Origin of the sequence: Mesobacillus sp., assembly GCF_047739415.1 — a bacterium.
Classification (GTDB): domain Bacteria; phylum Bacillota; class Bacilli; order Bacillales; family Cytobacillaceae; genus Mesobacillus.
Genome location: NZ_JBIQOE010000099.1, coordinates 1 through 21,954 on the forward strand (window position 1 = coordinate 1; position 21,954 = coordinate 21,954).

A 21,954-nucleotide genomic window follows, 5' to 3' on the forward strand; every position below is an offset into this window, starting at 1 on the left:
TGTCTAGTTGCGCCTCCTAGAAACTCCGAAACTTCAACTCCGCCGGCAGAAGCAAAAAGCGCTTCTTTGTCGGAGTCTCCAGTTTCTGCGTTTCTGGACAGTCGGCTACACATTTCGATTTCGGTCCGCCCAATGAAGTCAAAGAACGACTTCACCGGTCGGCCCTCCAGCGCTTGTCGGGGCTGAACGAGGCGCTTGCGCTTTTTGTTCATGAAAAAATAAATTTTGTATAGTTTACGAACGTTTGTTCGGGATATAATAGCTTTAAACACTCCCGAAAGGATGGTCAGCATGAGAATACGAGATCGAGGAAAGCTGAAATTTATGCCTGCTCATTTTATGCCAGAGCATCGAGCATTATTAAGAGAGTTAGCCAGGGATGAGTTGCGGCAGCCGAAGCCGTTGCTCGATGAATACGAAATCCATGAGATGGAGAATCGGATTTGCTACGCCATGGAATTTACATATCCAGTAAAAATCACGAAGTGGGATGATGGATTTACCTATGAAGAAAAAGGCCATATCCATTATCTTGATCCAATTAGGAAGGAGGTAAGGATGGTAGTTGAAGATGGTTGTGCAGTGTCAATTGCATTTGGGGATATAGTCGCTGTAGAAGTAATTGAATAAATAGGAAAATAATCCTTTTAAAAGAACATTCTGTAAACTATATTTAAGATAGGATATAAATGTAAACTCCTAGTAGGGGGCTATTTAGCTATGAAGCAGAATGTTTCTCATTTGAATTTTGAAGAGCTTAGGATGGAACTATCAGCGGAAGCTGGCAAAGGGTATCCCATGTTTATAGCAGGAGTTATCTTCTGGCTGATGATGGGAGTTGGAGGACTTTTTGTACCGCAACAAATCATGGTCTGGGTTTATTTATTTGGTATAGGTCTTGTCTTGCCTCTTGGGATTTTGGTTTCAAAAGTCATTCATGTCAATTTTCTAGCCACACACAATCCCCTTTCAACCATTGGCGGGTTAGTGGGTGGAATTCAAATTTTTTTCGCACCTATTATCATTCTTGTTGCATACCAGCAACCGGATTGGATTCCGTTCATTATCGGTGTTTTAACGGGGGCTCATTTCCTTCCCTATGTGGCTATTTACCGAAGCAAGGCCTATATTTTCCAAACGGTCGCCACTGTTGTAGCTGCCTCACTGATCGGTTTCGGCTGGATGGATCAAGCTTACTTACTCATTCCATTTTCACTTGTCATTGTTTATTCTATTACATTGTTCTGGTTGGTGAAGGAAGCAAAAGTGGTAAAGGGAAAATGGGCTACTGCAGAGAAAGAGAACTCTATTAGAATGTAAGATTATAAAATGGGAGAGTAACAATGAATAGAGAAAAGGAGCAACCACACTTTATAAAAAGTTGGGCTTTATTAGAAATCAATGAAAAATTAAAGAGAGAATAGGATGGACTATTTTGTGAAGGTTCAACAATACGGAATAAAATATGGGGGCTATATTTTGTCCAATCCTAAAATCATTACATAACTTTTAATAGTGTAAGCTATGCTATGTTCGAAGGATCGGAGGTGCCAGGATGAATGAGAAAGAATTAGTCGGCATCAAAGCTGCTGAATACATAAAAGATGGAATGGTAGTTGGACTGGGAACAGGATCGACCGCTTATTATACAATCACTAAATTGGGAGACTTAGTGAGAAACGGTTTAAACATCAAAGGGATTCCGACTTCGGAGCAAACCGCCGCCCTTGCTGTGGAGCAAGGGATTACTCTGGTAGATTTTAAGGATGTGAAACAGATTGATCTCGCGATTGATGGTGCGGATGAGTTTGATTCCAATTTGAACTTGATTAAAGGCGGGGGAGGAGCACTGCTAAGAGAGAAAATCATTGCTAATGCTGCATCTACCTTCATTGTTATAGCAGATTCATCCAAAGGGGCAGAGAAATTAGGAGCCTTCCCGCTACCGGTTGAGATTGTAAAGTTTGGAGCCGAAATGACGTCCAGGAAGATCGCCGAGCTTGGCTGTGAAGCGAAATTAAGGCTAAATGGAAACCAGCCATTCATTACAGACAATGGGAATTATATTCTCGACTGCGATTTTAAAAAGATCGAGTTACCTCAGGAACTCGAAAAACAGCTGAATATCATTCCAGGCGTGGTTGAAAATGGTTTGTTTGTAAATATGGCGAACAGGCTGATCACGATTGAAAATGGTGAGTTGGTTGAAAAAGCAAGATGAATTTTTAACGGTGCTTCTGGTTGAGTACCGTTTTTCTATTTTCGGAAAGGGGATTTATACAGGGTTATCGAATTACAATGTAGTTTAGTTTTTTGAAGGAGCTGTCTGAATTGAAGGATTATAGTATAAAAACATATGAAGAAGCGATTCAGGTCATTGAAGAGGTTGGCTTACTCCCGCTAGCACCTTTGGTACCAGATTTCCCGGCGCTCAATACAATTACTACTCCTGAGTCCTGGCATTCGGATACGGAATATGATCCATGGATTTGGAGGACAAGGTTTTCTATTGATGGTGTCGCTGGTTATGGAAAGTTCATGAAGAAAAAGTCCATCCTGATTTCACGTGATTTCCTGCCTTATTTTAAGGCGGTTATTGGTCATAATGAAACGGTTGAGGACCGCTATTAAAAAGGACATGTATCAAGGGAAGCGTTGAATCTTTACAGAATCATTAGCGAGGAAGGGGGCGTCGATACAAGAGAGTTGAGGACTCGCGCAGGGTTAAGGGATAAAGAGCATAAAAAGGTGTTCGACAATGGCTTATTAGAGCTGCAGGGATCAATGGACATTGTCATTTCGGGGATCAAGGAAAAAATAAACGCGGAAGGCGAAAAGAATGGCTGGAGCAGCACATCCTTTGAAACATACGATTCCTGGGCAAGCAGAAATAAAATTGCATCTATTGATGTGGATAAGGTAAGGGCCAGGGAATACCTTGTGAATCATTTTCGCGGTTTTGCCACTGAAAAAGCCTTTCAAAAACTGGATAAAATACTGGGGGAATGAGAATGGAAAACCAAGCATTAGTAATCATCGACGTTCAAAACGGGATGTTCCTGAAAGGGGAAGAAGTCTTCAATGGGAAAGAGCTGCTGCGAGGTATTAAGGGACTGATTAAACAGGCACGTTTAGCCAATATACCAATCATATATATCCAACACAATGAAACAGTTGGGTATCCTTTGGAAAACGGGACATATGGATGGGAAATCCATTCAGAAATTTGCCCAGAAAAGGAAGATATAATTACTCAAAAAAACACACCGGACTCCTTTTTAAAAACAAGCCTTGAACAGGAGTTGAAAGAAAAAGGGGTCGAACATCTCTATCTCGTTGGCATCCAAACAGAAATCTGTGTCGATACAACATGCAGAAGCGCATTCAGCAAGGGGTATAAAGTTACTTTAGTTTCAGATTTACATAGCACGTGGCCAAGCGACGAAATAACAGCACAGCAAATCATCAATCATCACAATGGAACTTTGCGCTGGTTTGCAGATGTGAAGTCTTGCCATGAGATTAGCTTTAATTAACTCTTGAGTGAAAGGAATATCAGTAACCATTTTAAGGATCTATATTTCTAATGTGGCAATAGATGAAGCTAATAATTGAATCAGAAGCACTTTGTTGAAGGAGAGACGATTGTGAGAAAACCCGAAAGTGTTAGGATTGATAGCCCGAAAGATTGTGGTAATGCACCTAAAAAGGTGTTATTAAAGGAGCTTACCGTTGCACTGACGACGAAAGATTATGCTGGCCTGAGCGAAAGTATGGCTGATGACATTCGCTGGCAGGTTGCTGGTATAAGCGTTTTTTCGGAAAAGAGGACCTCAGGGATGCTTTGAATGAAAATATAAGCAAAAAGGTAATTCAGCTTCAGATTCAAAACATTATTACACATGGTTCTACTGGTGCGGTAAATGGGTTCTTCGTATTTGATGATCATTCTAGTCTATCTTTCTGTGACGTCTATACCTTTACGAGTGCCGGAAAGAGTGCAAAAGTAAAAGAAATTGTTTCATATAGAGTAGTGGAAAAGCTAAGTGATAAGATATTTTAGACACAGTCAAAATAGCTCTTTGAAGACTAATACCAACTTATGAAGTGGGAGAACTCATGCAGGCTTAAAGAAATCTTTAAGCTTTTTTTATGGAAGAATCATAAAGGGAATCTAGTCTCTAAAACAGAATATATTTCTGTAAAAGGGAGGGGCCGTTGTGGAAAAACAAAATCTTCATCCATTTATGTTCATTGTGCTTGTCGTTGTCACTACATTTCTCATGGGCTCTTCTTTTACCGTAGGCAAGATTGGTTTGAACTACGTCTCTCCATTGTTATTGGTTGGTTTAAGATTCACGATCGCCGGTTTGCTGATGGCGGTACTTGTGAGAAAGAGGATTAAGCCCGAAAAGCTGGCCGATTGGGGAAGGATTTTCATTATTGGATTGATGCAGACTGCAGGAGTAATGGGCTGTATTTTCCTTAGCTTAAGGACGATCACCGCTGGCGAATCCTCGATTCTAACCTTTACCAATCCATTAATGGTCGTGATGATGGGGACAGTTTTCCTTGGAATCAGATACAGGCTCCTCCAATGGATTGGTGCGGTTGTTGGGTTTATAGGCGTATTTATCACATTAGGTTTCCACCTGCAGCTGACAGTTGGTACACTTTTCGGCTTGGGGGCTGCTGTGTTTTGGTCAATCGGGACAATCTTGATCAAACAATGGGGCAGCATTTTCAATGTCTGGGTGCTGACGGCTTACCAAATGCTCTTCGGAGGAATTGTACTTTTATTGATGGGGCTAACATTGGAATCCCCTATGTTGAAGATAACCCCGGTTTCAATAACGGTTATTCTATGGCTGGCAATTATGGCCTCAATCGTCCAGTTTGCTATTTGGTTTTTCCTGATCAATCAAGGAGATCCAGGCAAGACAAGTGCCTTCCTGTTCCTTGCACCGTTTTTCGGCGTACTTACCGGTTGGTTGCTGCTTGGTGAGGTTGTGGAATGGTATGTCTATGCGGGAGGGGGACTGATTTTTACAGGGATTTTCCTGGTGAACTGGACATTTAAAGAGAGAGAGCGACTGGCATTGCACGAGAATGGTTAGCGGGACATAAAACAAACTTGAGGCATTAGGGAATACGGTAGAGTGATTCCTGAAAATAGGCTGGTGATTGACAGCCAACTGAATATGACTATTGAAACTCCGGGTGAATGGGTTGTTCCAGTGTATCAAAGTGCCGCGGTGAAAAATGTTATTGTTATTTCGGAATCCTCTGAAGCTAAGTATGAGATTGTAAGTATTGGCTATCCTTATTGGTTAACATATAATATCTCACACATGGAGGAAGATGAATATTATCTTCATAATATGCAATATGACTTGGAGTTTGCGCATTCACCTTCAAATAATAGAGTGCGGCCATTGGGAGACAGTTCACTCAGGCATTTTGAGGAAAATGGTCTAGACCCGAATGGAATCACGAAACCAGAATTTGTTGCCTTCGTTAAGCAGCATTTGAAGAATAATTACCCTGATCGATTTAATGAGAAAGTTGAAAGCAGGTTTCTATATATTTTTGGAATAATTGCTTTCCTCTTCCTTATTGGAGGCATCATTTTTATCAAAAGGCAAAAGCGTTCGATGAATGGGTAGGAATAATTCGATTCAGCATATAATGAAATCATCGCCAGAAAAATTTTTTGATAAGGCCGTATCTTTTCTTCTCCCTTAATCCGTTTAAAGGGCAGAGAGGTTAAAAGGAGTGAACAGGATGTCGATCGACAAGCTCAGGAAAGTGGATATAGCAAAGGATACAGGGATCATGGATCACTATCAAAACTTAAAGAGATATTGCCGGTTTTTAACTCAGAGCAGCTGGGATGGTGATGACCTTGTGCAGGAAGTGACTGTTAAGGCGATTCGCCATTATGATTCGTCCCAGGTCAGCTCGGCATTGTTGAAAAAAATGGCATATAACCATTGGATAGATACGGTCAGGAAGCGAAGCCGCGAGATAACAGGAATTCCGGAAGAACTCGAATCTATCACTCAAGGGAATGTAATGGATACTGTCGAAACGGTTATGTCCAAATTGACGCCAAAGCAGGCAGTGATCTTTGTCCTGAAGGAAGCATTCCGTTTTCAATCAGGGGAAATCGCTGAGCTGATGGAGACTACAGAAATGGCCGTTAAAGCAGCACTCCATCGTGCCAGGAAAAGGCTTGAGAGCAAAGGAAGCCTGCGTGAAGTGGGTCAGGAACTGAATGAGGAAGAAGAAAAGCTGCTGTCAGACTTGCTTTGTGAATCGCTTCAGTCTGAAGATCCGACTGTGCTTCTTGAAAATATCCAGGAAATCCCGTCACTTGCTCCATGTTCACCGGAAATGTCTCTGCACGCCCGTTCACCTCTCTCTAGTTTCAAAATGGCTGCGTAAGCAGGAAAGGGAGGAACTTGATGAGTACGATTCCTTATGTCATAGAACAATCCAACCGGGGAGAGAGGTCATACGATATTTATTCCCGTCTGTTAAAAGACCGCATCATCATGCTTGGAGATGAAATCAATGACCAGGTGGCAAACAGCGTTATTGCTCAGCTGCTATTTCTTGAAGCAGATAATCCTGAAAAGGATATCTCCATCTATATTAATAGTCCTGGAGGTTCAACCACCGCAGGCTTCGCGATTTTTGATACGATGGAATACATCAAGCCCGATATCAGCACAATCTGTATCGGAATGGCCGCATCTTTTGGAGCAATGCTGCTGCTTGCCGGAACAAAAGGGAAACGATTTGCACTGCCAAACAGTGAAATCATGATTCATCAGCCGCTGGGCGGTGCAAGAGGCCAGGCGACGGAGATCGAAATTACCGCCAAAAGGATCCTGAAGCTTCGCGATCATGTGAATCAGATTATATCCGAGAGAACCGGACAGCCGGTGGAAAAAATCGAAAAGGATACAGACCGGGATTATTTCATGAGTGCCGAGGAAGCTTTGGAGTACGGGATTATTGATAAGATTATTACACGAACATAGTGAAGGGCTGCCTAGGCAGCTCTTTTTGTTTTGGAGTAATGAATCAGAATTGGTTCAAAAGCTAGAGGATTTCCCCATCCCATAATCGAATTGAAATTAAAAGGTTTTTAAAAAATTGTACCATGTGACAACCTAATTTCTTGTTGTTGTGAATAAAGTTTATATAGGTACAACTCCTAACGGTAACTAGAGAAGCAAAAGAATGCTTCTCTCTTACAAATAATCTGAATTATCAAAAAAGGAGGAAGTCATGTGCATAACACCCCTGAATTGAAGGCCGGCAAACAGCCGGAAATTCCATCATCAATCCTAAGTATGATGAAGTTTTTCATATTTAGTGCGATTGGGATCTTCGTATTTTTTGTTCCAATCACTGTTGGTGGAAAATCATCGATTCCGCTAGACCACATAGTTACCTGGATTAATACCACTTTTTCTGCAGTTGTTCCGTATTATGCATTCATTGTTATCTTATTGGGGGCCATTTATCCTTTTTACAGAAAAACCTGGAACAAGAATTCGACGACGATAGTATTTTCTTTGCTAAAAGTACTTGGAATAGTAGTGGCTTTAATGCTGCTCACAAAGGTCGGGCCAGCATGGCTCTTTAAACCAAGCATGGGACCATTTCTGTATGAAAAGCTGGTTATACCAGTTGGTGTCCTGGTGCCAATTGGTTCAGTATTTTTAGCGTTGCTTGTTGGGTATGGCCTGCTTGAATTTCTTGGTGTATTATTGCAGCCGATCATGCGGCCTGTTTGGAAGACACCTGGACGGGCTGCGATAGATGCTGTTGCTTCCTTTGTAGGAAGCTATTCAATCGGCCTTCTGATCACCAACCGCGTGTTCAAGGAAGGTAAGTATACGATAAAAGAAGCCACTATCATCGCGACAGGTTTCTCTACCGTTTCTGCGACGTTTATGATAGTAGTCGCGAAAACATTAGGCTTAATGGAAGTATGGAATACCTATTTCTGGACAACTCTTTTTGTTACATTTCTTGTAACCGCTATCACGGTCAGGTTGAGACCATTACGAACGGTTAGTGATGAATATTATGAGGGTAAGGGTGTGCCGGAGGAAACAGTGACGGAAAATCGCTTGAAAACGGCATGGGCTGGAGCTATGAGGGCATCGAACAAAGCGCCTTCTCTTGGTAAAAACATTCTGGATAACTTGCGAGATGGATTTATCATGACGATGGGAATTTTGCCGTCGATTCTATCTGTAGGATTGTTGGGGCTTGTTTTAGCGGAGTTTACCCCAGTGTTCGATATTATTGGCTATATTTTTTATCCATTCACATTGATCCTCCAGATTCCAGAGCCCATGCTGGCAGCTAAGGCATCCGCGATTGAAATAGCAGAAATGTTCCTGCCTGCGTTGCTTGTAACAGAAGCCCCAATGGTCACAAAGTTTGTCATAGGCGTAGTTTCTGTTTCAGCTATTATCTTTTTCTCTGCGTTGATTCCAAGTATTATGTCGACAGAAATACCAATCAGCCTTCGGAAATTGGTAGTCATCTGGATTCAGAGGACCATCCTGACGCTCATCATTGTAGCGCCGATTGCACACTTTTTGTTTTGATAAAGAAGTTATTTAGTGGGCTGCTTTGCAGCTCATTTTTTTATTTTTTTCTAGAACTGATAACCCGACACTGTTATAATCGATTTTATATTTTAAAAATTTCGAATCATAAGCCTCTATGTAGACAACAGGTAGAAAATTAACTGTAAAGGGGAATGTCCATGAATATCTACGGATCAGAAAAGATTAGAAAAATGACGTCAAGTATTTTTCAGGAAGTGGTTGACCGTAAGCAGGCTGCCTTGATGAACGGGAAAGATGTGATCGACCTGAGTATAGGGAGTCCGGATTTTGGGCCGCCTTCTTTTGTTATGGAGGAGCTTGCTAAATATTCGATGGATCCGGGGAAGTACGGATACACGTTAAAGGGAATTAGTGAATTTAATGAGGCTGTACAATATTTTTACCAGCAGCGTTATTCGGTTGAACTTGATCCTGAAACTGAAGTCCTGCAGTTAATGGGCTCTCAGGATGGACTGGCGCACCTAGCTACTGCGATTATTGATCCAGGTGATTATGTACTTGTTCCAGATCCGGGTTACCCAATCTATGAAGCTAGTGTAACTATTGCAGGAGGAAGAATTTATCCAATGCCTTTGCTTGAGGAAAATAAATTCCTGCCGCAGCTTAATGAGATCCCACTTGAAATCTTACAAAAAACGAAAATGATGATCTTGAGCTATCCCGGAAATCCTGTCACCGCACTGGCAGATTGCAGCTTTTTTGAAGAAGTTGTTGAATTCGCCCAAGTACATAACATCCTGGTAGTTCATGATTTCGCTTATTCCGAATTGATTTATGATAATAACCCGCAAATCAGTTTCTTATCCGTACCAGGTGCAAAGGAGATCGGTGTTGAGTTCAACTCACTCTCAAAAACCTTCAATATGGCAGGCTGCCGCATTGGCTACGTTGCTGGAAATTCACAGGTTATTAGTATTCTTGCTTCCTTCAAATCACATATCGATTACGGAATCTTTTACCCAATCCAAAAAGCAGCGATAGCCGCACTTACTTCTGATTATTCTTTCCTGAAGGATCAGTTAAAGGAGTATGAAGCACGGCGAGATGCTTTGGTATCTGGGTTCCGGAACAGTGGATGGCAAGTGGCCAATTCTCCGGCAACGATGTTTGTGTGGGCTAAGATTCCTGAAGGCTGGAAATCCCGCGATTTTGCTTTCAAATTAATAGATGAGGAAGGGATTACCGTCGTTCCTGGTGATGCATTTGGCAAACAAGGTGAAGGGTATGTCAGAATCGCTATGGTTCAGCCACCAGAAAGACTGAAAGAGGCATCTGAGAGGATAAATAAATTTCTGTCAGGATTTCCTGTAGGGATTTAAATATATTTCGATAAACGAATTGACTTTTGAATGAATTTAGAATATTATCACTTTAGTAAACTAAAATTTAATACATGTCTTCTTATCAAGAGAGGTGGAGGGAAAGGCCCTGCGAAACCTCGGCAACAGGTTCTGAACGAATACTGTGCCAATTCCTGCGGACAATTTTGTCTGAAAGATGAGGAGAGAGTATTCTACGGCTCTCTTCTTAAAGAAGGGAGCTTTTTGTATTTAGGAGACTTATTTATGAGTCTCTAATATTTTTCCTATAAAACCAACTTATCAGGTTGGTTAAGTTGAGATTAAATGAGATGAGGAGAGATTGTGATGAAATATGGATTTTGGCTGCCGATTTTTGGCGGATGGCTTAGGAATGTAGAGGATGAAAATATGCCGCCTACCTTTGATTATGCAAAGCAGGTGATTCAATCAGCAGAACAATGGGGCTACTCAACCACTTTGATCGCGGATTTATATCTGAATGATATTAAAGGTCCCGAGCATGACTCCCTTGAGGCATGGACGACAGCTGCTGCACTGGCCTCTGTAACCGAAAAAATTGAGATCATGTCTGCTGTTAGGCCAGGATTCCACAATCCTGCTGTCACAGCAAAGATGGCGGCGAACATTGACCAAATCAGCAACGGGCGATTTACCCTTAATGTGGTTTCAGCATGGTGGGAGGAAGAGGCACGCCAGTACGGCGGGATTTTTACCGAGCATGATGAGCGATATGATCGTACTACTGAATTCATTGATGTACTAAAGGGACTATGGAGTGAAGGCAGCTTTTCTTATGAAGGCAAGTTTTATCAGCTGAAGGATACAAAGTTGTTCCCGAAACCTGTACAGCGTCCAAATCCAATTCTATATGCTGGCGGGGAAAGTCCAAAGGGAAAACAGACCATTGTTGAAAAATGCGATGCCTATGTCATGCATGGCGGGACAGTCGAAGAAATTGAACGGAAAATAACAGATATGAAGACGCGCAGGGCTGCTACGTCAAATCCTGAACTGTCAGAGTTCGGAATGGCCGCATACGTCATTTGCCGGGATACGGAGGAAGAGGCCTTTGCTGAATTGGAACGAATCACGGATGTAAAAGAATCCAGTGCCTATGCAGGCTTTAAAGATTTTACGAGCAAATCTCAGCTTGAACAGCAGATCCAGCTCCAGGATTATTCGGTATCGAACCGTGGGCTGCGGCCAAATTTAGTAGGTACACCAGAACAAATTGCCGAGCGAATTTTACAGTATGAAGAAGCCGGCTTAGGATTGTTGTTACTCCAATTCTCTCCTCAGCTAGAGGAAATGGAACGCTTCGCAAAGCAAGTAATGCCGCTTGTTGAGGCAAAAAGGAATCAAGTGATTGTTTAATAGACAATAGATTAGGGAGATGAAAAATAATGAGCAAAGTATACATTATCCATGAAAATAACGAATGGACAGTCCATTTGACAAAGCGGCTGGAGGAGCTGGGGATTCCTTTTGAGGAATGGCATCTAGACGAGGGCCTGCTGGATTTATCGAAGGAACCCCCTGAAGGGATTTTTTATAGCAGGATGAGCGCTTCTTCTCACACAAGAGGCCACCGTTTCGCTCCGGAATATACTGCCCAGGTTTTAGCCTGGCTGGAGGCTCACGGCCGGAAAGTATTCAACGGATCTCGCGCGCTGGAACTGGAGGTAAGCAAGGTTAAGCAATATCTTGAACTAAACAAGCATGGAGTAAGGACTCCAAGAACAATTGCGGCAGTCGGTAAGAAACAGCTACTAGAGGCAGCAAGGGAATTTGACGGGAAAGCATTTATCACAAAGCACAATCGGGCAGGGAAAGGTCTTGGCGTTCAGCTGTTTCAATCAATTGAAGCATTGAAGTCATATGTTGATGGACCTTCTTTTGAAGAACCTGTCGATGGTGTGACGCTTATTCAGGAATATATCCAATCCCCGGATAGCTATATAACAAGATGCGAGTTTGTCGGCGGCGAGTTCGTCTATGCGGTGAGAGTCGATACATCAGAAGGCTTTGAATTGTGTCCGGCTGATGCCTGCCAGATCGGTGACCTATTCTGCCCTGTTGGCGAAGAAGTTGAAGAAAAGCCAAAATTCCAGGTGATCGAAGGATTCAATGACCCAATCATTGATAAATATAAAAGAGTACTAGAAGTAAATAATATTCATGTTGCTGGAATTGAATTCATCAGAAATGAGTCCGGGGAAATCTTCACTTACGATATCAATACTAATACGAATTACAATTCTGATGCCGAAGCAAAAGCAGGGAAATTCGGCATGCTTGAGCTGGCAAGGTTTTTAGGAGAAGAGCTAGCTGCCGAGTATGTGGCAGTGACAAGATAAGCAGGGAATTTCCCTGCTTTTTTTGTTTTTTAAGAGGTAAAATGTGTTAATCTTTATTTAACAAATGTTGGAATTTAATTACGGGAGAATGAGAAAGATGAATGCAACTCATGTAAAAAATAAATTAAGTGCTGATTGTGGAAGTTGTACAGGTTTGCGCTGTGTGGCTTTGCCATGAGAAGGTCCAAGCATTGGGTAGGGGGGAGATAATACATGACTGCTTTTATTATATTGATTGCTAGTATCTTCAGTGTCCTGGCTGTGGGTTATGGAACAAAAGTTTGGAAAGATAAGAAATGATTTTTGTTTAGTTTTTGAATATTTGGATAAAATTTGAAAAATTTCATTGATTCCTTCGTATTAAAACGGAAGGGGGAGTGCATATGAAAAAGTTATCGTTTATTTCTATAATCCTGGTACTACTGCTTTTTGGCTGCCAGCAGAAACAAAATGGAACGCTTGATACTAGTAAACTCGAAAAAGTTGAACAAACTGGGGATGCCACCGAGGAACAATTGAAAGGTATTCCCATCCTATATAAGGTATTCCCATCCTATATAAGGTATTCCCATCCTATATAATGTACCATCGCTAAAAGTGGGCTTAGATGCTTTGCCATTTGAAGTAAAGCCGCCTAAGAATCTTCCTTTTGACGCCATGCCGCTGAAAATGACCATTGAGGATTTCAAGCACGATGGGAAAGAGTTAAGAGTCGATTTTATGAGTATTTCCAAAAACAAAGCTGATGACATTATTTTTATGATTTCTGTCCATAACTTTAAAGTAGAATATGCTGAGTCGCTTGGAAAGGAAGTTCAAATCACAGAGGGAGTTGCAGGGTATTATAACGGGGCTCTATCGTTTGAGAAAGATGGAATCTATTATAATATTGGCTACTATAATCCAAACATTTCTGAAGAGCAGATTAAGAAAGAAACAATCGATATGGCGATACAAATGTTATAAGTCTGAAAAGAACGCAACATTGATTGCGTTCTTTTTGTCGTCAAAAATTTCTTACGCCATGATTTTAGATTTTAGGATACGTTCAATCTCATGTCTTGTTTGAATACCGTCGTTTAAAAACAGTAGCCGGAAATATAGTGACTTTAAGAATTGATTTAAATTTGTGTTCATTCTAAAAAAGTAGGGTGAATATCCAGTTGTATTTTTAATCTCAGAAACTCTGTTTGATAAATTAGTAATCCACTCTTTTAATAGATTTTCTTCCATCCCTTTTTCTAAAAGGGCTATTAGAGCATATATTAGCCGCTCATCTTCTTCATCGATATAGGCTGTGTCTTTTAAGATGCACGTGCCGATCGTATTAAGGCATTCGCTTGCTAAAGCTAGATCAAATAACGGATGTTTGACTGCCACAGCCAATAAGTCTGCCCCATGTGCTATGGAATGGGCCCAGCCTTTTTCCTCGACGTATCCTCGCGTATCTTCTTCTTTTTGTAAGTATAGAATGCTGCTCTCTATAGATTTAAGGGCCGTCTCTTTCGAAAGGAATTGTTCTTCGCGATCCCTGTCTAAAATAAGAGCTATGACCAGTGTTGAAAATGCCCTCGTAAATACGGAATCATCATTCGTCGAACCGATGTCTAAAAATAAGTGCTTTTGGTCAAGGCATGTTTCGATTAAATATTCCATTTGCTTATGATTCAAATAACCATCTTTCGTAAAATAATAAAACGAAGTATAAATCAGTTTGTCCCTTAATTCCGCGTCAGTTGAGCCGATTTGCTCAACCATCTGTATAATAAGCTGATTAAGATCCTTGCTTTTAATAGTTTCAGGTTTTTTTAAATCTAATTCTTTCAATACAATTCTTAATTGTTCAGCAGTCATTAGTTTTTACTCATCCTTCGCCTGAGATATTATATTAATTTTAGCATATTTTACCTGCTTGAAATATTACATACCAACCATTTTTCGGAGTATATCTTTCTAATTCACCGCACACTAAATATAGGTGATTATGTTGAAAAAAATACTCTATTTCACAATTTGGATAAGCTGCATTGGCCTTCTGTCTTTTGCGTATGAGGATTACCTCTATTCTCAATTTAAGGTGGATTCTACCCAGGGGATTGTGGAGGATAAAGGGGTATGGGAAACAACCAGGAATATATATGGGAATTTTACTGAGGAACGGGAATATTGGATACGGCTTAATGGTGAAAAAATTGTGGTGACGAAAGCGATTTACGAGGATGTGCATCAGCACATGCAAATTAAGCTTATGAGAACTCAGCATGGCATGGTGATTGAATAAAAAATATGGTCCGCATCTGGACCATATTTTTTACCACGTATCGCCGCGCTCTTTTTTCAGTTCTTTCATTTTCTCGACCCAGTCGTCGACTCTTTGCCTGATTTCCTTGCTTTCGGTATCTGCTTTTTCGCGATTGGTTTTGGACATGGAGTAATGTAGTTCTTTCATGGCTTCGCTGCGTTCAAAGCCCCAATCTCTTAATACAGAATATTGTTCATCAGTGATCCAGCCATTCTCTGACATAATGGCGGCTGCGTCGATGATCCGATGTGCTTCTTTTCTTCCGACGGTCCATAACTCAAGCGGGTACTTTTCAGCAACTTTGTATTCTGCGACCATATCCCATCCGTCTGGCGCCATCGTAAATGCAAACGCCAGGTCAAGAGTGGAAGGTAGCCACTCGTACTGGATTGTATTTTTCAATTCATCTGGGTTGTCAGCTTTGAAGTATTCACCGTTTCCGGCATCAGCAACAGCTTTTAACTGATTCTCCGTTTTAGCATCTACATCAAATCCGATAATGTTCACCGAACTATCAGCGTTCATTGCAACCAGATCCTTGCTGGCCTGGACTGGATCGCCATCACAGGTTTCAGCGCCGTCACTGACAATGTAGATCGTTGTATTGCCATCATAGCTGCTGCTCATCTCACCGGCTTTTTGGATGGCACCAGCAAGTGGAGTCCAGCCCTTGCTTTCAAAAGAGTCGACGGCTCCATGGAATTCTTCCTTGGCGTATTTGCCCATTGGATAAACCTCTTCAATTCCTGAGCAGGAAGCACCTTTATCTGCATCTGAATCGGAGCCTTTGTGTCCGTAGACTACAAGTGAGACTTCACTGGACTGACCGATGGTTTTCGCGAAGCTTTTAACGGCATCTTTCGCGATCTCCATTTTGGCCCGTCCGTCCGACTGTTGAAGCATGCTCGAGCTTGCATCAAGGAGGATGATCGCTTTTTCAGAAGCTTCTCTTTCCTCTTCTTCGTCTTCAGCTGTTGTCGGGTCTGGCAGAAAAGGCTCTTCGAAATGAGGTTCATAGGCGCTGGCATTCTCGATAATTTCTTTATAATGCGGACTTGCTAGTAGTGAAACAAGGCCTTTTTTAATGGTTTCCAAATCATCTGTTTGATTAGAAAGTTCTTCGAGTTTCGCCGGAAGCTTATTTTTAAGCTCAGGGTCCAGTTCAGGTGTATTGAACCCTATATCTTCTATGTCTTTTTCATAGCTCAAATCACCCATCATCGATCCAGGCTTCAACGCTATCAGGCTTTCTTCTGTAACCTCTAAACTTATATTCTTCAGGTGGTCAAGTTTACTCTGCTTCGTTTCTTCTTTTTTTACATCCACTTTTTCCGGTGTTTCGGCTATGACTTCTTCATCCGGTTCATCATTACTGCAAGCAGAAAGGACGAGTGAAGTGATTAACAATAAAAACAGCGAATACCGTTTCACAAAAATCCTCCTCATCAAGTTTTCGCTATGTAAAAAACATCTTCATAGAGTTTACCATGATTAGTGAACAGATTTGAAGTAATTTCCATGATACATAGTGTAAAAAGCCTTGAACTGACAAAGAATGTTGAGTAGGTAAGGAGGAATATGATGAAGACTTTGCTTGAGCTACCTGCTCTTCTTATTTTGGATGTTCAGAAGGGGTTTGACGACCCATATTGGGGTACTAGGAACAATCAAGAAGCTGAGGGAAACATGAACCGGCTTTTAACGGAGTGGAGAAACAGGAAGGGCCAAGTCATTTACACGAAGCATCTGTCGCTTGACCCAGCGTCACCTTTGCATCATCGAAACAAACTAGGTACGGAATTTAAGGAAATCATCCAGCCTTTGGATGGAGAGATCATTTTTACGAAAAATATGAACAGTGGTTTCATTGGAACCGAGCTGGAATCCTACTTAAAAAAGAACCAAGTGAGCTCTGTCGTTATAACCGGATTATCTACACAGCATTGCGTCTCCACAACAACAAGAATGAGCGGTAATCTTGGCTTCAATACCTTCCTGGTGTCTGACGCGATTGCTGCATTTGAAATCACAGACCATAAGGGTGTTCGCCATACTGCTGATTCCATTCAGGAACACGAACTGGCAATGCTACAGAAGGAATTCGCAACCATCATTACCACCAATGAAATCATTAACCAGTTGAATCAACAATAAAGCGCAGGAGCCTGTATCCTGCGCTTTATTTATCGATGCCAAGGAATTTAAGAACCCGGTGGTAGGGGCACTTACTTAAAGATGTATCATCATCCCGGAGGAAATACTGCCGCCATTCAAAATTGTCTTCAGCTCCGTATGTGTTTAGATCAGGATGGATTGAAATGGTGTCATACTTAGCGAGCCTTTCCCTTACTTGAGCCTTAATTCTCCTGGCATAACTTGGTGCCTTATTAAATTCCTGTAGAACCCATCTCGGCGTGATTGCGAGCATCATTACGTCAAAATGCCTGCTCATCCTGTTTTTATGTGCAGGCGTGGCGCAATACATAAAGTATTTTTCACCGTTAAAACAAAATTCCCAGATTGGATCATGCGGGTCTGTGGGAATATCCTCTGGCCAATCACATTCATCCAGTGAGCTTAGACCACTCAGTTGATTCCAGAAAAATTGTTCAAATTCTTCTACAGAATCATTCTTCAATGATTCGGGAGTCTCATAAAAAATAATCAAAGAAGTATAATTTCCTATCTCCTTTGAATGCTTTGTATAGCTTGTTAGTAGGCTGGCAAGTTCGTTAATCGTTGTTTCCCTTCTTGGATCGCCAACAAACCCATATCGAAGCTGATTTGTAGAAAAGCCAATTGTTGCCGGTATGCAAGGAAAAGACTTTTCCTTATCACCCATTTTAGCGAAGAATTTATCAAGTGCCTGCTTTTCCCAATTCAGCAGCTGATCCCGCGGCGAGGAACCATGTGTATACAAGCCATTCATCATAGTCACCTCCAATAGCTTCTACAATATATTCAAAGCAGGGAGAGTGGGGTAGATGTCCCGGGACAAATGGGCAGCAATCTAAGGTCTGACCAGGAAAGAAATGATGTTTAAATTATCATTCACATTATTAGATTTGCGTATTTGAATGGCATTTTTTTCAAATCCATTAACTGCTGTTTGACTTTAAAGAAAGAGGATAAATGTTAGAATAGAAATAGGAAAATCGAGGAGGGATGTTCCATGCATCCTGTTATTTTATTTGATGGTGTTTGCAACTTTTGTGATGCAAGTGTCCAATTTATTCTGAATCGTGATCCAAATGAAACGTTCCACTTTGCATCGCTGCAGAGTGAAGTCGGACAGGAACTGCTAAAAAAGTATCGAGTGCGTAACGATGTGGACAGCATGATTCTGATTGAGGATGATAAGGTTTTTTATAAATCGTCCGCTGCCTTGAGGATTAGCCGTCATTTGCATTGGGCATGGAAGCTTCTTTATGTGTTTATGATCGTTCCAGCTCCAATCAGGAATATTGTATATGACCTTATAGCAAAGAACCGATACAAATGGTTCGGCCAGAAGGAAAGCTGTATGCTGCCTCCGCCTAACGTGCGGAAGCGATTTTTATAAGTAACAAACGGAAAAGCTGGCAGTCAGCTTTTCCGTTTTTTAGTTAGTGAATGTAGAGTAACGCCAGTAATGATTGGCCATTGGGTCTGCCATCATTTCAAGTCCTTTGCTTTGAGTCTGGTGGATAACTTGCCACTCATCCCTGCCTGGCTCTTTAAGATAAATTTCATGTTCAGGTGCCTGGTCATGAATGCCAACTAAATCGAATTCTTTGTCCTTATAAAATGTTCCGCAGACATGATAATCAATGGCAGGTGATACGACGAGCGGATTGCTGACAGAATGGTTAAGGTGAAATTGAACTCTATCATCGTCTGTAAGTACCTTTTCCAATTGAAATCCCTCGCCAGAGGAGCTCGCGGATTCTACCTGTTCTTGCTTCTTCGTGAATGCTTCCGTTTTACCAGTAGCCTTACTCAAAAGGGCAGATGGATTGTCGGTGTCGATAAATACATCGCTTCTTGTCCTGAATTCCGATGACTCAGGATCAAATGTGCGGTGATCTCCTTTAAAAATCTGGTCCTCAGATGCAGCATTCGGATTTTTGAGCCATTCTTCTTTTAAAAATGTGGTGTATCTGAGCTGCCAGTTGCCGTTTTTAGATTTACTTTTTTGCGGAGATTTCAACAATTCCCTAAGAGGTCCAACCTTTTTGGTAATAGAAAACTCTTCATCAGCTGCCATCTCAGTGGAAGAATCTTTCTTGATAGCACCCACCACATTGGAGACCACCGATTTAAGATCCCATTTAAGCTGGTCCGAACGCTGCAACGGACGCTTGGCTTTGATCATGTAAGTGTAATTTTTGTCATCATCGATCCCTTTATCGGTAAAAGCACAGGAAGTCACTGTTTCCAACTTAATGCCATTCCTAAAAATACTATACTCTGAAACACCCTCGATCGGTTCCCATTCAAAACCGATTTGGCCTTGGGTAACAATCGTTGTAATGAGTAAATCCTCAAGAATATTGTCTCTTTCTTTGAAATCCACTGATGTAGTCGTTTGGATCCGCATTCTGTCCTTTGGATTGCCATGATCATCAAGTGTTTCTATACAGTAAGTGTAAAGGGTGCCCGGAACGAGGTTTTGGTCCACCAGTTTTGGCTCCATTCCTTCGTAGATGAGTTCCTTGCCTCTAAACACACGATAAGGTCTGTTTAGACCCTTCCATTCCAGTGAGATCTGTTTGGCGTCTTGTTCGATATTTTTCAGCATCCTTGAGTGAGTAGAAACGGCAGTCTTGCGCCGGCGATTCAGATTGACAGCATAAAGAGTTCCCGCAATGCCCAATGCGGCAATCGGTAAAAGCTTGCCAGTCCGTGTTGGTTTTGATGTTTTTAGTTGAATTGGACTATTCATGTATCCACCACCTTTAGTTTTTTGCTAGCATGACAAATATTTACCCAAAGTCACAGCGTTTTAATAGAGCCGATGTGCTGAATGGGATGGTAAAATAAGGATAAGTAAAGTGTGATCTATTAAAGGATAAATTTTATTATGTATATGCTAATATAATATTTATTTAGATAGATTAGGAACAATACATTTTTCAAGCTTACTAACGATAGGAGCGTTCGCAATGTTACGGTTAAAAGGAATACTTATGATTGTTATTGGTGCCATGCTTTGGGGGATGACTGGTTCGATCACCGAGTGGGTACTCGCTAATACGGAATTGTCGGTTCCTTTTATCCTGACGATCCGAATGATTATTGCGGGAAGCAGCATCCTGGCGTACCTGGCAATAAAAAAAGAAGATATTTTTACAGTTGTGAAATCACCTTACTGGCGGAACCAGTTGATTATTTTCAGCATTCTTGGGATGGTAGGGTTACAGTACACTTTTACGATGGCCATTAAAGCGAGCAATGCTGTAGTGGCAACATTGCTTCAATTCTCCGCTCCTATATTTGTTGTCCTCTATGTTTCTTTTAATCATAAAAAATGGCCGCCCCGCTATCAGATGCTCGGCATTGCCGGTACATTGGCAGGACTATACTTGTTATTGACGAATGGTTCAGTTAGCAGTCTGCTGGTTAGTCCGACCGCCTTGCTATGGGGAGTTGCTGTGGGGCTTACTTTTGCTTTCTATACACTCTACCCGGCTCGCTTGATGAGGGAGTGGAGTGTACTGGCAATCGTAGGCTGGAGCATGTTGTTCGGCGGCATAGTACTTGGAGTAATCAACCGGGTTTGGCTGAGCAATGAATGGCTTATTATAGCTCAACCGAAGATGATTTTTATCATGGTCATCTTGATTTTCTTTGGTACATTGGCATTCCTGCTATTTTTGGGCAGCATGAACTATATCACCGCTGTTGAAACTAGCATACTCTCAAGTGTTGAGCCTTTAACCGTTATGGTCATTTCGGTGATATGGTTCGATACCATGCTCCAAAGCGTTCAGCTGATGGGTGCTATGGTCATGCTCGTATTCGTGACCTGGCTGTCGATCGGTGATAGAAAAGCGTCAGTTGAAGGACAAGTTGTTAAGCAGAATAATAGTTAGTTAGTGGAGTCGCCAATGTTGGCGGCTCTTATTTTGATTGACGAATTAAATTTCGTTTTCAAAGCAGAACTTCGGAAAATATCGGAGGAAACCGCCGGAAATTTGTCTGAACCCAGGCCAACTTCAGACAAAGTCAGGGGAAGTCAAAGGGAATTTGTCCGAACCCAATGCAACTTCGGACAAAACAAAAGAAAGCTGAAGGGAATATGTCCGAACCCAATGCAACATTGGACAAAATCAGAGAAAGCTGAAGGGAATTTGTCAGAACCCAGGGCGACTTCGGACAAAGTCAGATGGAAGTCAAAGCAATTTGTCCGAACCTGAGTTTCCTTCTGAAAAAGTCGGATTAACCCAGAAGCAAGTTGTCTAAATCAAACTTGGGCTCAGAACACTTTACACCTTAATCATAAAACTCCATATGTTCTTTTGCATGTTTGTAATAGTCAATTCTATCTTGTAAGGTCCCCGTATGGAACTCGAATTTATGCCCATCTGGGTCAGTAAAATAAATAGACAATTTATCTTTTTCATTTCTTTGGCGGCCAGGTAAAATATTCACTTCCAAATCTTTCAACCTGTTACACATTGGTTCAAACTCTACTACATCAATTGAAAAAGCTATGTGTGTATATGATTGATGTATTTCTTGACGAGGTATGTCTTTCTCAACATTCAAGGCTAACCATATACCATTTAAATCGAAGTAAGCGGTAGTTTTACCTTTTACTAATAATTTTGCATCAAATACGTTTTTATAAAAAGTAATTGATTTTTCCAAATCAGAAACAGAAAATAATAAATGGTTAATCCCCTTGATAGCCACTTTTCTCACCTCATTAATAATACCCTCTAGAAAATCTATTCTTATAAATAAGATATCAGAAAAACCTAATCCTTTGGCGTTTACTAAAAAAGTTTCTCGAAACCCGACCGGCACCTTTAAAACATGAAGGATTTTCATTATTTATGTGGAAATTAAAGGAAGTGAAAGGAGAAATGAAAATGATTTTTAAAAGAAAAACATATAGAATCAAGCCTGAAAAATTGATTGAGATCAATAATTTTTTTCATACCAATGTCTATCCGGTTTATATTAAAAATGGTGCCAAATTAATAGGCCGATGGGTGAATGAAACGAAGGACGAAATTCTGGTTATTTGGGAATACAGAAGCACGGAACATTATGAGAGGATCGAAAGTCTAATTAATAATAGTGAACAGTACCAATCAGCAATGAAA

At 41.2% G+C, this 21,954-nt stretch carries 25 protein-coding genes, 1 pseudogene and 1 riboswitch; of the genes and pseudogenes, 21 read left to right on the forward strand and 5 right to left on the reverse strand.

Annotation, left to right across the window (positions count from 1 at the left end; translation table 11 throughout):
- Window positions 1–291 precede the first annotated feature (291 nt).
- The 16 genes and pseudogenes from ACH0QE_RS08135 (at window position 292) to ACH0QE_RS08215 (ending at window position 13,305) form a co-directional block, all read left to right on the forward strand.
- Entirely contained in the window at window positions 292–630 is a 339-nt protein-coding gene (locus ACH0QE_RS08135; protein WP_415800196.1) for a YolD-like family protein, read from the forward strand.
- Between the two features lie 90 nt (window positions 631–720).
- Window positions 721–1,320 (forward strand): DUF7010 family protein, encoded by a 600-nt coding sequence (locus tag ACH0QE_RS08140; RefSeq protein WP_415800197.1) that lies wholly within the window; start codon window positions 721–723, stop codon window positions 1,318–1,320.
- 235 nt (window positions 1,321–1,555) lie between these two features.
- Complete coding sequence (gene rpiA / locus ACH0QE_RS08145; RefSeq protein WP_415800198.1) at window positions 1,556–2,221, forward strand: ribose-5-phosphate isomerase RpiA; 666 nt, start codon at window positions 1,556–1,558, stop codon at window positions 2,219–2,221.
- Window positions 2,222–2,331: 110 nt separating this feature from the next.
- Window positions 2,332–3,009: pseudogene (locus tag ACH0QE_RS25660) on the forward strand (AlkZ-related protein).
- A 2-nt stretch (window positions 3,010–3,011) separates the two neighbouring features.
- The gene (locus tag ACH0QE_RS08160; RefSeq protein WP_415800201.1) at window positions 3,012–3,536 is read left to right on the forward strand and encodes a cysteine hydrolase family protein; all 525 of its coding nucleotides are present in this window, start codon (window positions 3,012–3,014) and stop codon (window positions 3,534–3,536) included.
- A gap of 111 nt (window positions 3,537–3,647) precedes the next feature.
- Window positions 3,648–3,848, forward strand: coding sequence for a hypothetical protein (locus tag ACH0QE_RS08165; RefSeq protein ID WP_415800202.1), 201 nt, complete (start codon window positions 3,648–3,650; stop codon window positions 3,846–3,848).
- A gap of 399 nt (window positions 3,849–4,247) precedes the next feature.
- A complete protein-coding gene (locus ACH0QE_RS08170; RefSeq protein WP_415800222.1) occupies window positions 4,248–5,117 on the forward strand; it encodes a DMT family transporter in 870 nt (289 codons plus the stop codon).
- 42 nt (window positions 5,118–5,159) lie between these two features.
- A complete protein-coding gene (locus ACH0QE_RS08175) occupies window positions 5,160–5,666 on the forward strand; it encodes a hypothetical protein (protein ID WP_415800203.1) in 507 nt (168 codons plus the stop codon).
- 118 nt (window positions 5,667–5,784) lie between these two features.
- The gene (locus ACH0QE_RS08180; RefSeq protein WP_415800205.1) at window positions 5,785–6,447 is read left to right on the forward strand and encodes a sigma-70 family RNA polymerase sigma factor; all 663 of its coding nucleotides are present in this window, start codon (window positions 5,785–5,787) and stop codon (window positions 6,445–6,447) included.
- 20 nt (window positions 6,448–6,467) lie between these two features.
- Window positions 6,468–7,049 carry an ATP-dependent Clp endopeptidase proteolytic subunit ClpP gene (gene clpP, locus ACH0QE_RS08185; RefSeq protein WP_415800206.1) on the forward strand — a complete coding sequence of 194 codons (582 nt, stop codon included), beginning with the start codon at window positions 6,468–6,470 and terminating at the stop codon, window positions 7,047–7,049.
- A gap of 315 nt (window positions 7,050–7,364) precedes the next feature.
- Window positions 7,365–8,636: a YjiH family protein gene (locus tag ACH0QE_RS08190; RefSeq protein WP_415800223.1), complete on the forward strand. Its 1,272-nt coding sequence runs from the start codon at window positions 7,365–7,367 to the stop codon at window positions 8,634–8,636.
- Window positions 8,637–8,797: 161 nt separating this feature from the next.
- Window positions 8,798–9,979 (forward strand): LL-diaminopimelate aminotransferase, encoded by a 1,182-nt coding sequence (locus tag ACH0QE_RS08195; RefSeq protein WP_415800207.1) that lies wholly within the window; start codon window positions 8,798–8,800, stop codon window positions 9,977–9,979.
- A 79-nt stretch (window positions 9,980–10,058) separates the two neighbouring features.
- Window positions 10,059–10,164: riboswitch (SAM riboswitch) on the forward strand.
- Between the two features lie 142 nt (window positions 10,165–10,306).
- Window positions 10,307–11,356 carry an LLM class flavin-dependent oxidoreductase gene (locus tag ACH0QE_RS08200; protein ID WP_415800208.1) on the forward strand — a complete coding sequence of 350 codons (1,050 nt, stop codon included), beginning with the start codon at window positions 10,307–10,309 and terminating at the stop codon, window positions 11,354–11,356.
- 29 nt (window positions 11,357–11,385) lie between these two features.
- Window positions 11,386–12,339 carry an ATP-grasp domain-containing protein gene (locus tag ACH0QE_RS08205; RefSeq protein WP_415800209.1) on the forward strand — a complete coding sequence of 318 codons (954 nt, stop codon included), beginning with the start codon at window positions 11,386–11,388 and terminating at the stop codon, window positions 12,337–12,339.
- A 383-nt stretch (window positions 12,340–12,722) separates the two neighbouring features.
- On the forward strand, window positions 12,723–12,920 hold the full coding sequence (locus ACH0QE_RS08210) for a hypothetical protein (RefSeq protein WP_415800210.1): 198 nt from the start codon (window positions 12,723–12,725) through the stop codon (window positions 12,918–12,920).
- A gap of 31 nt (window positions 12,921–12,951) precedes the next feature.
- A complete protein-coding gene (locus tag ACH0QE_RS08215) occupies window positions 12,952–13,305 on the forward strand; it encodes a hypothetical protein (protein ID WP_415800211.1) in 354 nt (117 codons plus the stop codon).
- 51 nt (window positions 13,306–13,356) lie between these two features.
- On the opposite strand, the gene ACH0QE_RS08220 is transcribed toward ACH0QE_RS08215, so the two are convergent.
- Window positions 13,357–14,193 carry a DUF2785 domain-containing protein gene (locus ACH0QE_RS08220; RefSeq protein WP_415800212.1) on the reverse strand — a complete coding sequence of 279 codons (837 nt, stop codon included), beginning with the start codon at window positions 14,191–14,193 and terminating at the stop codon, window positions 13,357–13,359.
- Window positions 14,194–14,323: 130 nt separating this feature from the next.
- Between ACH0QE_RS08220 and ACH0QE_RS08225 the strand changes: the two genes are divergently transcribed.
- Window positions 14,324–14,620, forward strand: coding sequence for a hypothetical protein (locus tag ACH0QE_RS08225; RefSeq protein WP_415800213.1), 297 nt, complete (start codon window positions 14,324–14,326; stop codon window positions 14,618–14,620).
- Window positions 14,621–14,650: 30 nt separating this feature from the next.
- On the opposite strand, the gene ACH0QE_RS08230 is transcribed toward ACH0QE_RS08225, so the two are convergent.
- Window positions 14,651–16,072 (reverse strand): vWA domain-containing protein, encoded by a 1,422-nt coding sequence (locus tag ACH0QE_RS08230; RefSeq protein ID WP_415800214.1) that lies wholly within the window; start codon window positions 16,070–16,072, stop codon window positions 14,651–14,653.
- Between the two features lie 147 nt (window positions 16,073–16,219).
- Here ACH0QE_RS08230 and ACH0QE_RS08235 point away from each other — a divergent pair, with 147 nt between their 5' ends.
- Window positions 16,220–16,795 carry a cysteine hydrolase family protein gene (locus ACH0QE_RS08235; protein WP_415800215.1) on the forward strand — a complete coding sequence of 192 codons (576 nt, stop codon included), beginning with the start codon at window positions 16,220–16,222 and terminating at the stop codon, window positions 16,793–16,795.
- Between the two features lie 25 nt (window positions 16,796–16,820).
- On the opposite strand, the gene ACH0QE_RS08240 is transcribed toward ACH0QE_RS08235, so the two are convergent.
- The gene (locus ACH0QE_RS08240) at window positions 16,821–17,570 is read right to left on the reverse strand and encodes a YqcI/YcgG family protein (RefSeq protein WP_415800224.1); all 750 of its coding nucleotides are present in this window, start codon (window positions 17,568–17,570) and stop codon (window positions 16,821–16,823) included.
- Between the two features lie 243 nt (window positions 17,571–17,813).
- Between ACH0QE_RS08240 and ACH0QE_RS08245 the strand changes: the two genes are divergently transcribed.
- Window positions 17,814–18,203, forward strand: a complete 390-nt coding sequence (locus tag ACH0QE_RS08245) for a thiol-disulfide oxidoreductase DCC family protein (protein WP_415800216.1) — start codon at window positions 17,814–17,816, stop codon at window positions 18,201–18,203.
- A 39-nt stretch (window positions 18,204–18,242) separates the two neighbouring features.
- On the opposite strand, the gene ACH0QE_RS08250 is transcribed toward ACH0QE_RS08245, so the two are convergent.
- The gene (locus ACH0QE_RS08250) at window positions 18,243–19,565 is read right to left on the reverse strand and encodes a DUF3238 domain-containing protein (RefSeq protein ID WP_415800218.1); all 1,323 of its coding nucleotides are present in this window, start codon (window positions 19,563–19,565) and stop codon (window positions 18,243–18,245) included.
- A gap of 220 nt (window positions 19,566–19,785) precedes the next feature.
- On the opposite strand from ACH0QE_RS08250, the gene ACH0QE_RS08255 reads away from it, so the two are divergent.
- On the forward strand, window positions 19,786–20,715 hold the full coding sequence (locus tag ACH0QE_RS08255) for a DMT family transporter (protein WP_415800219.1): 930 nt from the start codon (window positions 19,786–19,788) through the stop codon (window positions 20,713–20,715).
- 400 nt (window positions 20,716–21,115) lie between these two features.
- Here ACH0QE_RS08255 and fosM read toward each other — a convergent pair whose 3' ends face one another.
- Window positions 21,116–21,538 carry a FosM family fosfomycin resistance protein gene (gene fosM / locus ACH0QE_RS08260; protein WP_415800220.1) on the reverse strand — a complete coding sequence of 141 codons (423 nt, stop codon included), beginning with the start codon at window positions 21,536–21,538 and terminating at the stop codon, window positions 21,116–21,118.
- A 179-nt stretch (window positions 21,539–21,717) separates the two neighbouring features.
- On the opposite strand from fosM, the gene ACH0QE_RS08265 reads away from it, so the two are divergent.
- Window positions 21,718–21,954, forward strand: a 237-nt coding sequence (locus tag ACH0QE_RS08265) for an NIPSNAP family protein (RefSeq protein ID WP_415800221.1), incomplete at its 3' end; no start/stop codon positions are given.

Excerpts from the sequence above, each read along its gene's own strand:
- ACH0QE_RS08135 (WP_415800196.1), top strand. The coding sequence starts at position 292 with ATGAGAATACGAGATCGAGGAAAGCTGAAATTTATGCCTGCTCATTTT.
- ACH0QE_RS08140 (WP_415800197.1), top strand. The coding sequence starts at position 721 with ATGAAGCAGAATGTTTCTCATTTGAATTTTGAAGAGCTTAGGATGGAA.
- rpiA (WP_415800198.1), top strand. The coding sequence starts at position 1,556 with ATGAATGAGAAAGAATTAGTCGGCATCAAAGCTGCTGAATACATAAAA.
- ACH0QE_RS08160 (WP_415800201.1), top strand. The coding sequence starts at position 3,012 with ATGGAAAACCAAGCATTAGTAATCATCGACGTTCAAAACGGGATGTTC.
- ACH0QE_RS08170 (WP_415800222.1), top strand. The coding sequence starts at position 4,248 with ATGTTCATTGTGCTTGTCGTTGTCACTACATTTCTCATGGGCTCTTCT.
- ACH0QE_RS08180 (WP_415800205.1), top strand. The coding sequence starts at position 5,785 with ATGTCGATCGACAAGCTCAGGAAAGTGGATATAGCAAAGGATACAGGG.
- clpP (WP_415800206.1), top strand. The coding sequence starts at position 6,468 with ATGAGTACGATTCCTTATGTCATAGAACAATCCAACCGGGGAGAGAGG.
- ACH0QE_RS08190 (WP_415800223.1), top strand. The coding sequence starts at position 7,365 with ATGATGAAGTTTTTCATATTTAGTGCGATTGGGATCTTCGTATTTTTT.
- ACH0QE_RS08195 (WP_415800207.1), top strand. The coding sequence starts at position 8,798 with ATGAATATCTACGGATCAGAAAAGATTAGAAAAATGACGTCAAGTATT.
- ACH0QE_RS08200 (WP_415800208.1), top strand. The coding sequence starts at position 10,307 with ATGAAATATGGATTTTGGCTGCCGATTTTTGGCGGATGGCTTAGGAAT.
- ACH0QE_RS08205 (WP_415800209.1), top strand. The coding sequence starts at position 11,386 with ATGAGCAAAGTATACATTATCCATGAAAATAACGAATGGACAGTCCAT.
- ACH0QE_RS08210 (WP_415800210.1), top strand. The coding sequence starts at position 12,723 with ATGAAAAAGTTATCGTTTATTTCTATAATCCTGGTACTACTGCTTTTT.
- ACH0QE_RS08220 (WP_415800212.1), bottom strand. The coding sequence starts at position 14,193 with ATGACTGCTGAACAATTAAGAATTGTATTGAAAGAATTAGATTTAAAA.
- ACH0QE_RS08225 (WP_415800213.1), top strand. The coding sequence starts at position 14,324 with ATGTTGAAAAAAATACTCTATTTCACAATTTGGATAAGCTGCATTGGC.
- ACH0QE_RS08235 (WP_415800215.1), top strand. The coding sequence starts at position 16,220 with ATGATGAAGACTTTGCTTGAGCTACCTGCTCTTCTTATTTTGGATGTT.
- ACH0QE_RS08240 (WP_415800224.1), bottom strand. The coding sequence starts at position 17,570 with ATGAATGGCTTGTATACACATGGTTCCTCGCCGCGGGATCAGCTGCTG.
- ACH0QE_RS08245 (WP_415800216.1), top strand. The coding sequence starts at position 17,814 with ATGCATCCTGTTATTTTATTTGATGGTGTTTGCAACTTTTGTGATGCA.
- ACH0QE_RS08250 (WP_415800218.1), bottom strand. The coding sequence starts at position 19,565 with ATGAATAGTCCAATTCAACTAAAAACATCAAAACCAACACGGACTGGC.
- ACH0QE_RS08255 (WP_415800219.1), top strand. The coding sequence starts at position 19,786 with ATGTTACGGTTAAAAGGAATACTTATGATTGTTATTGGTGCCATGCTT.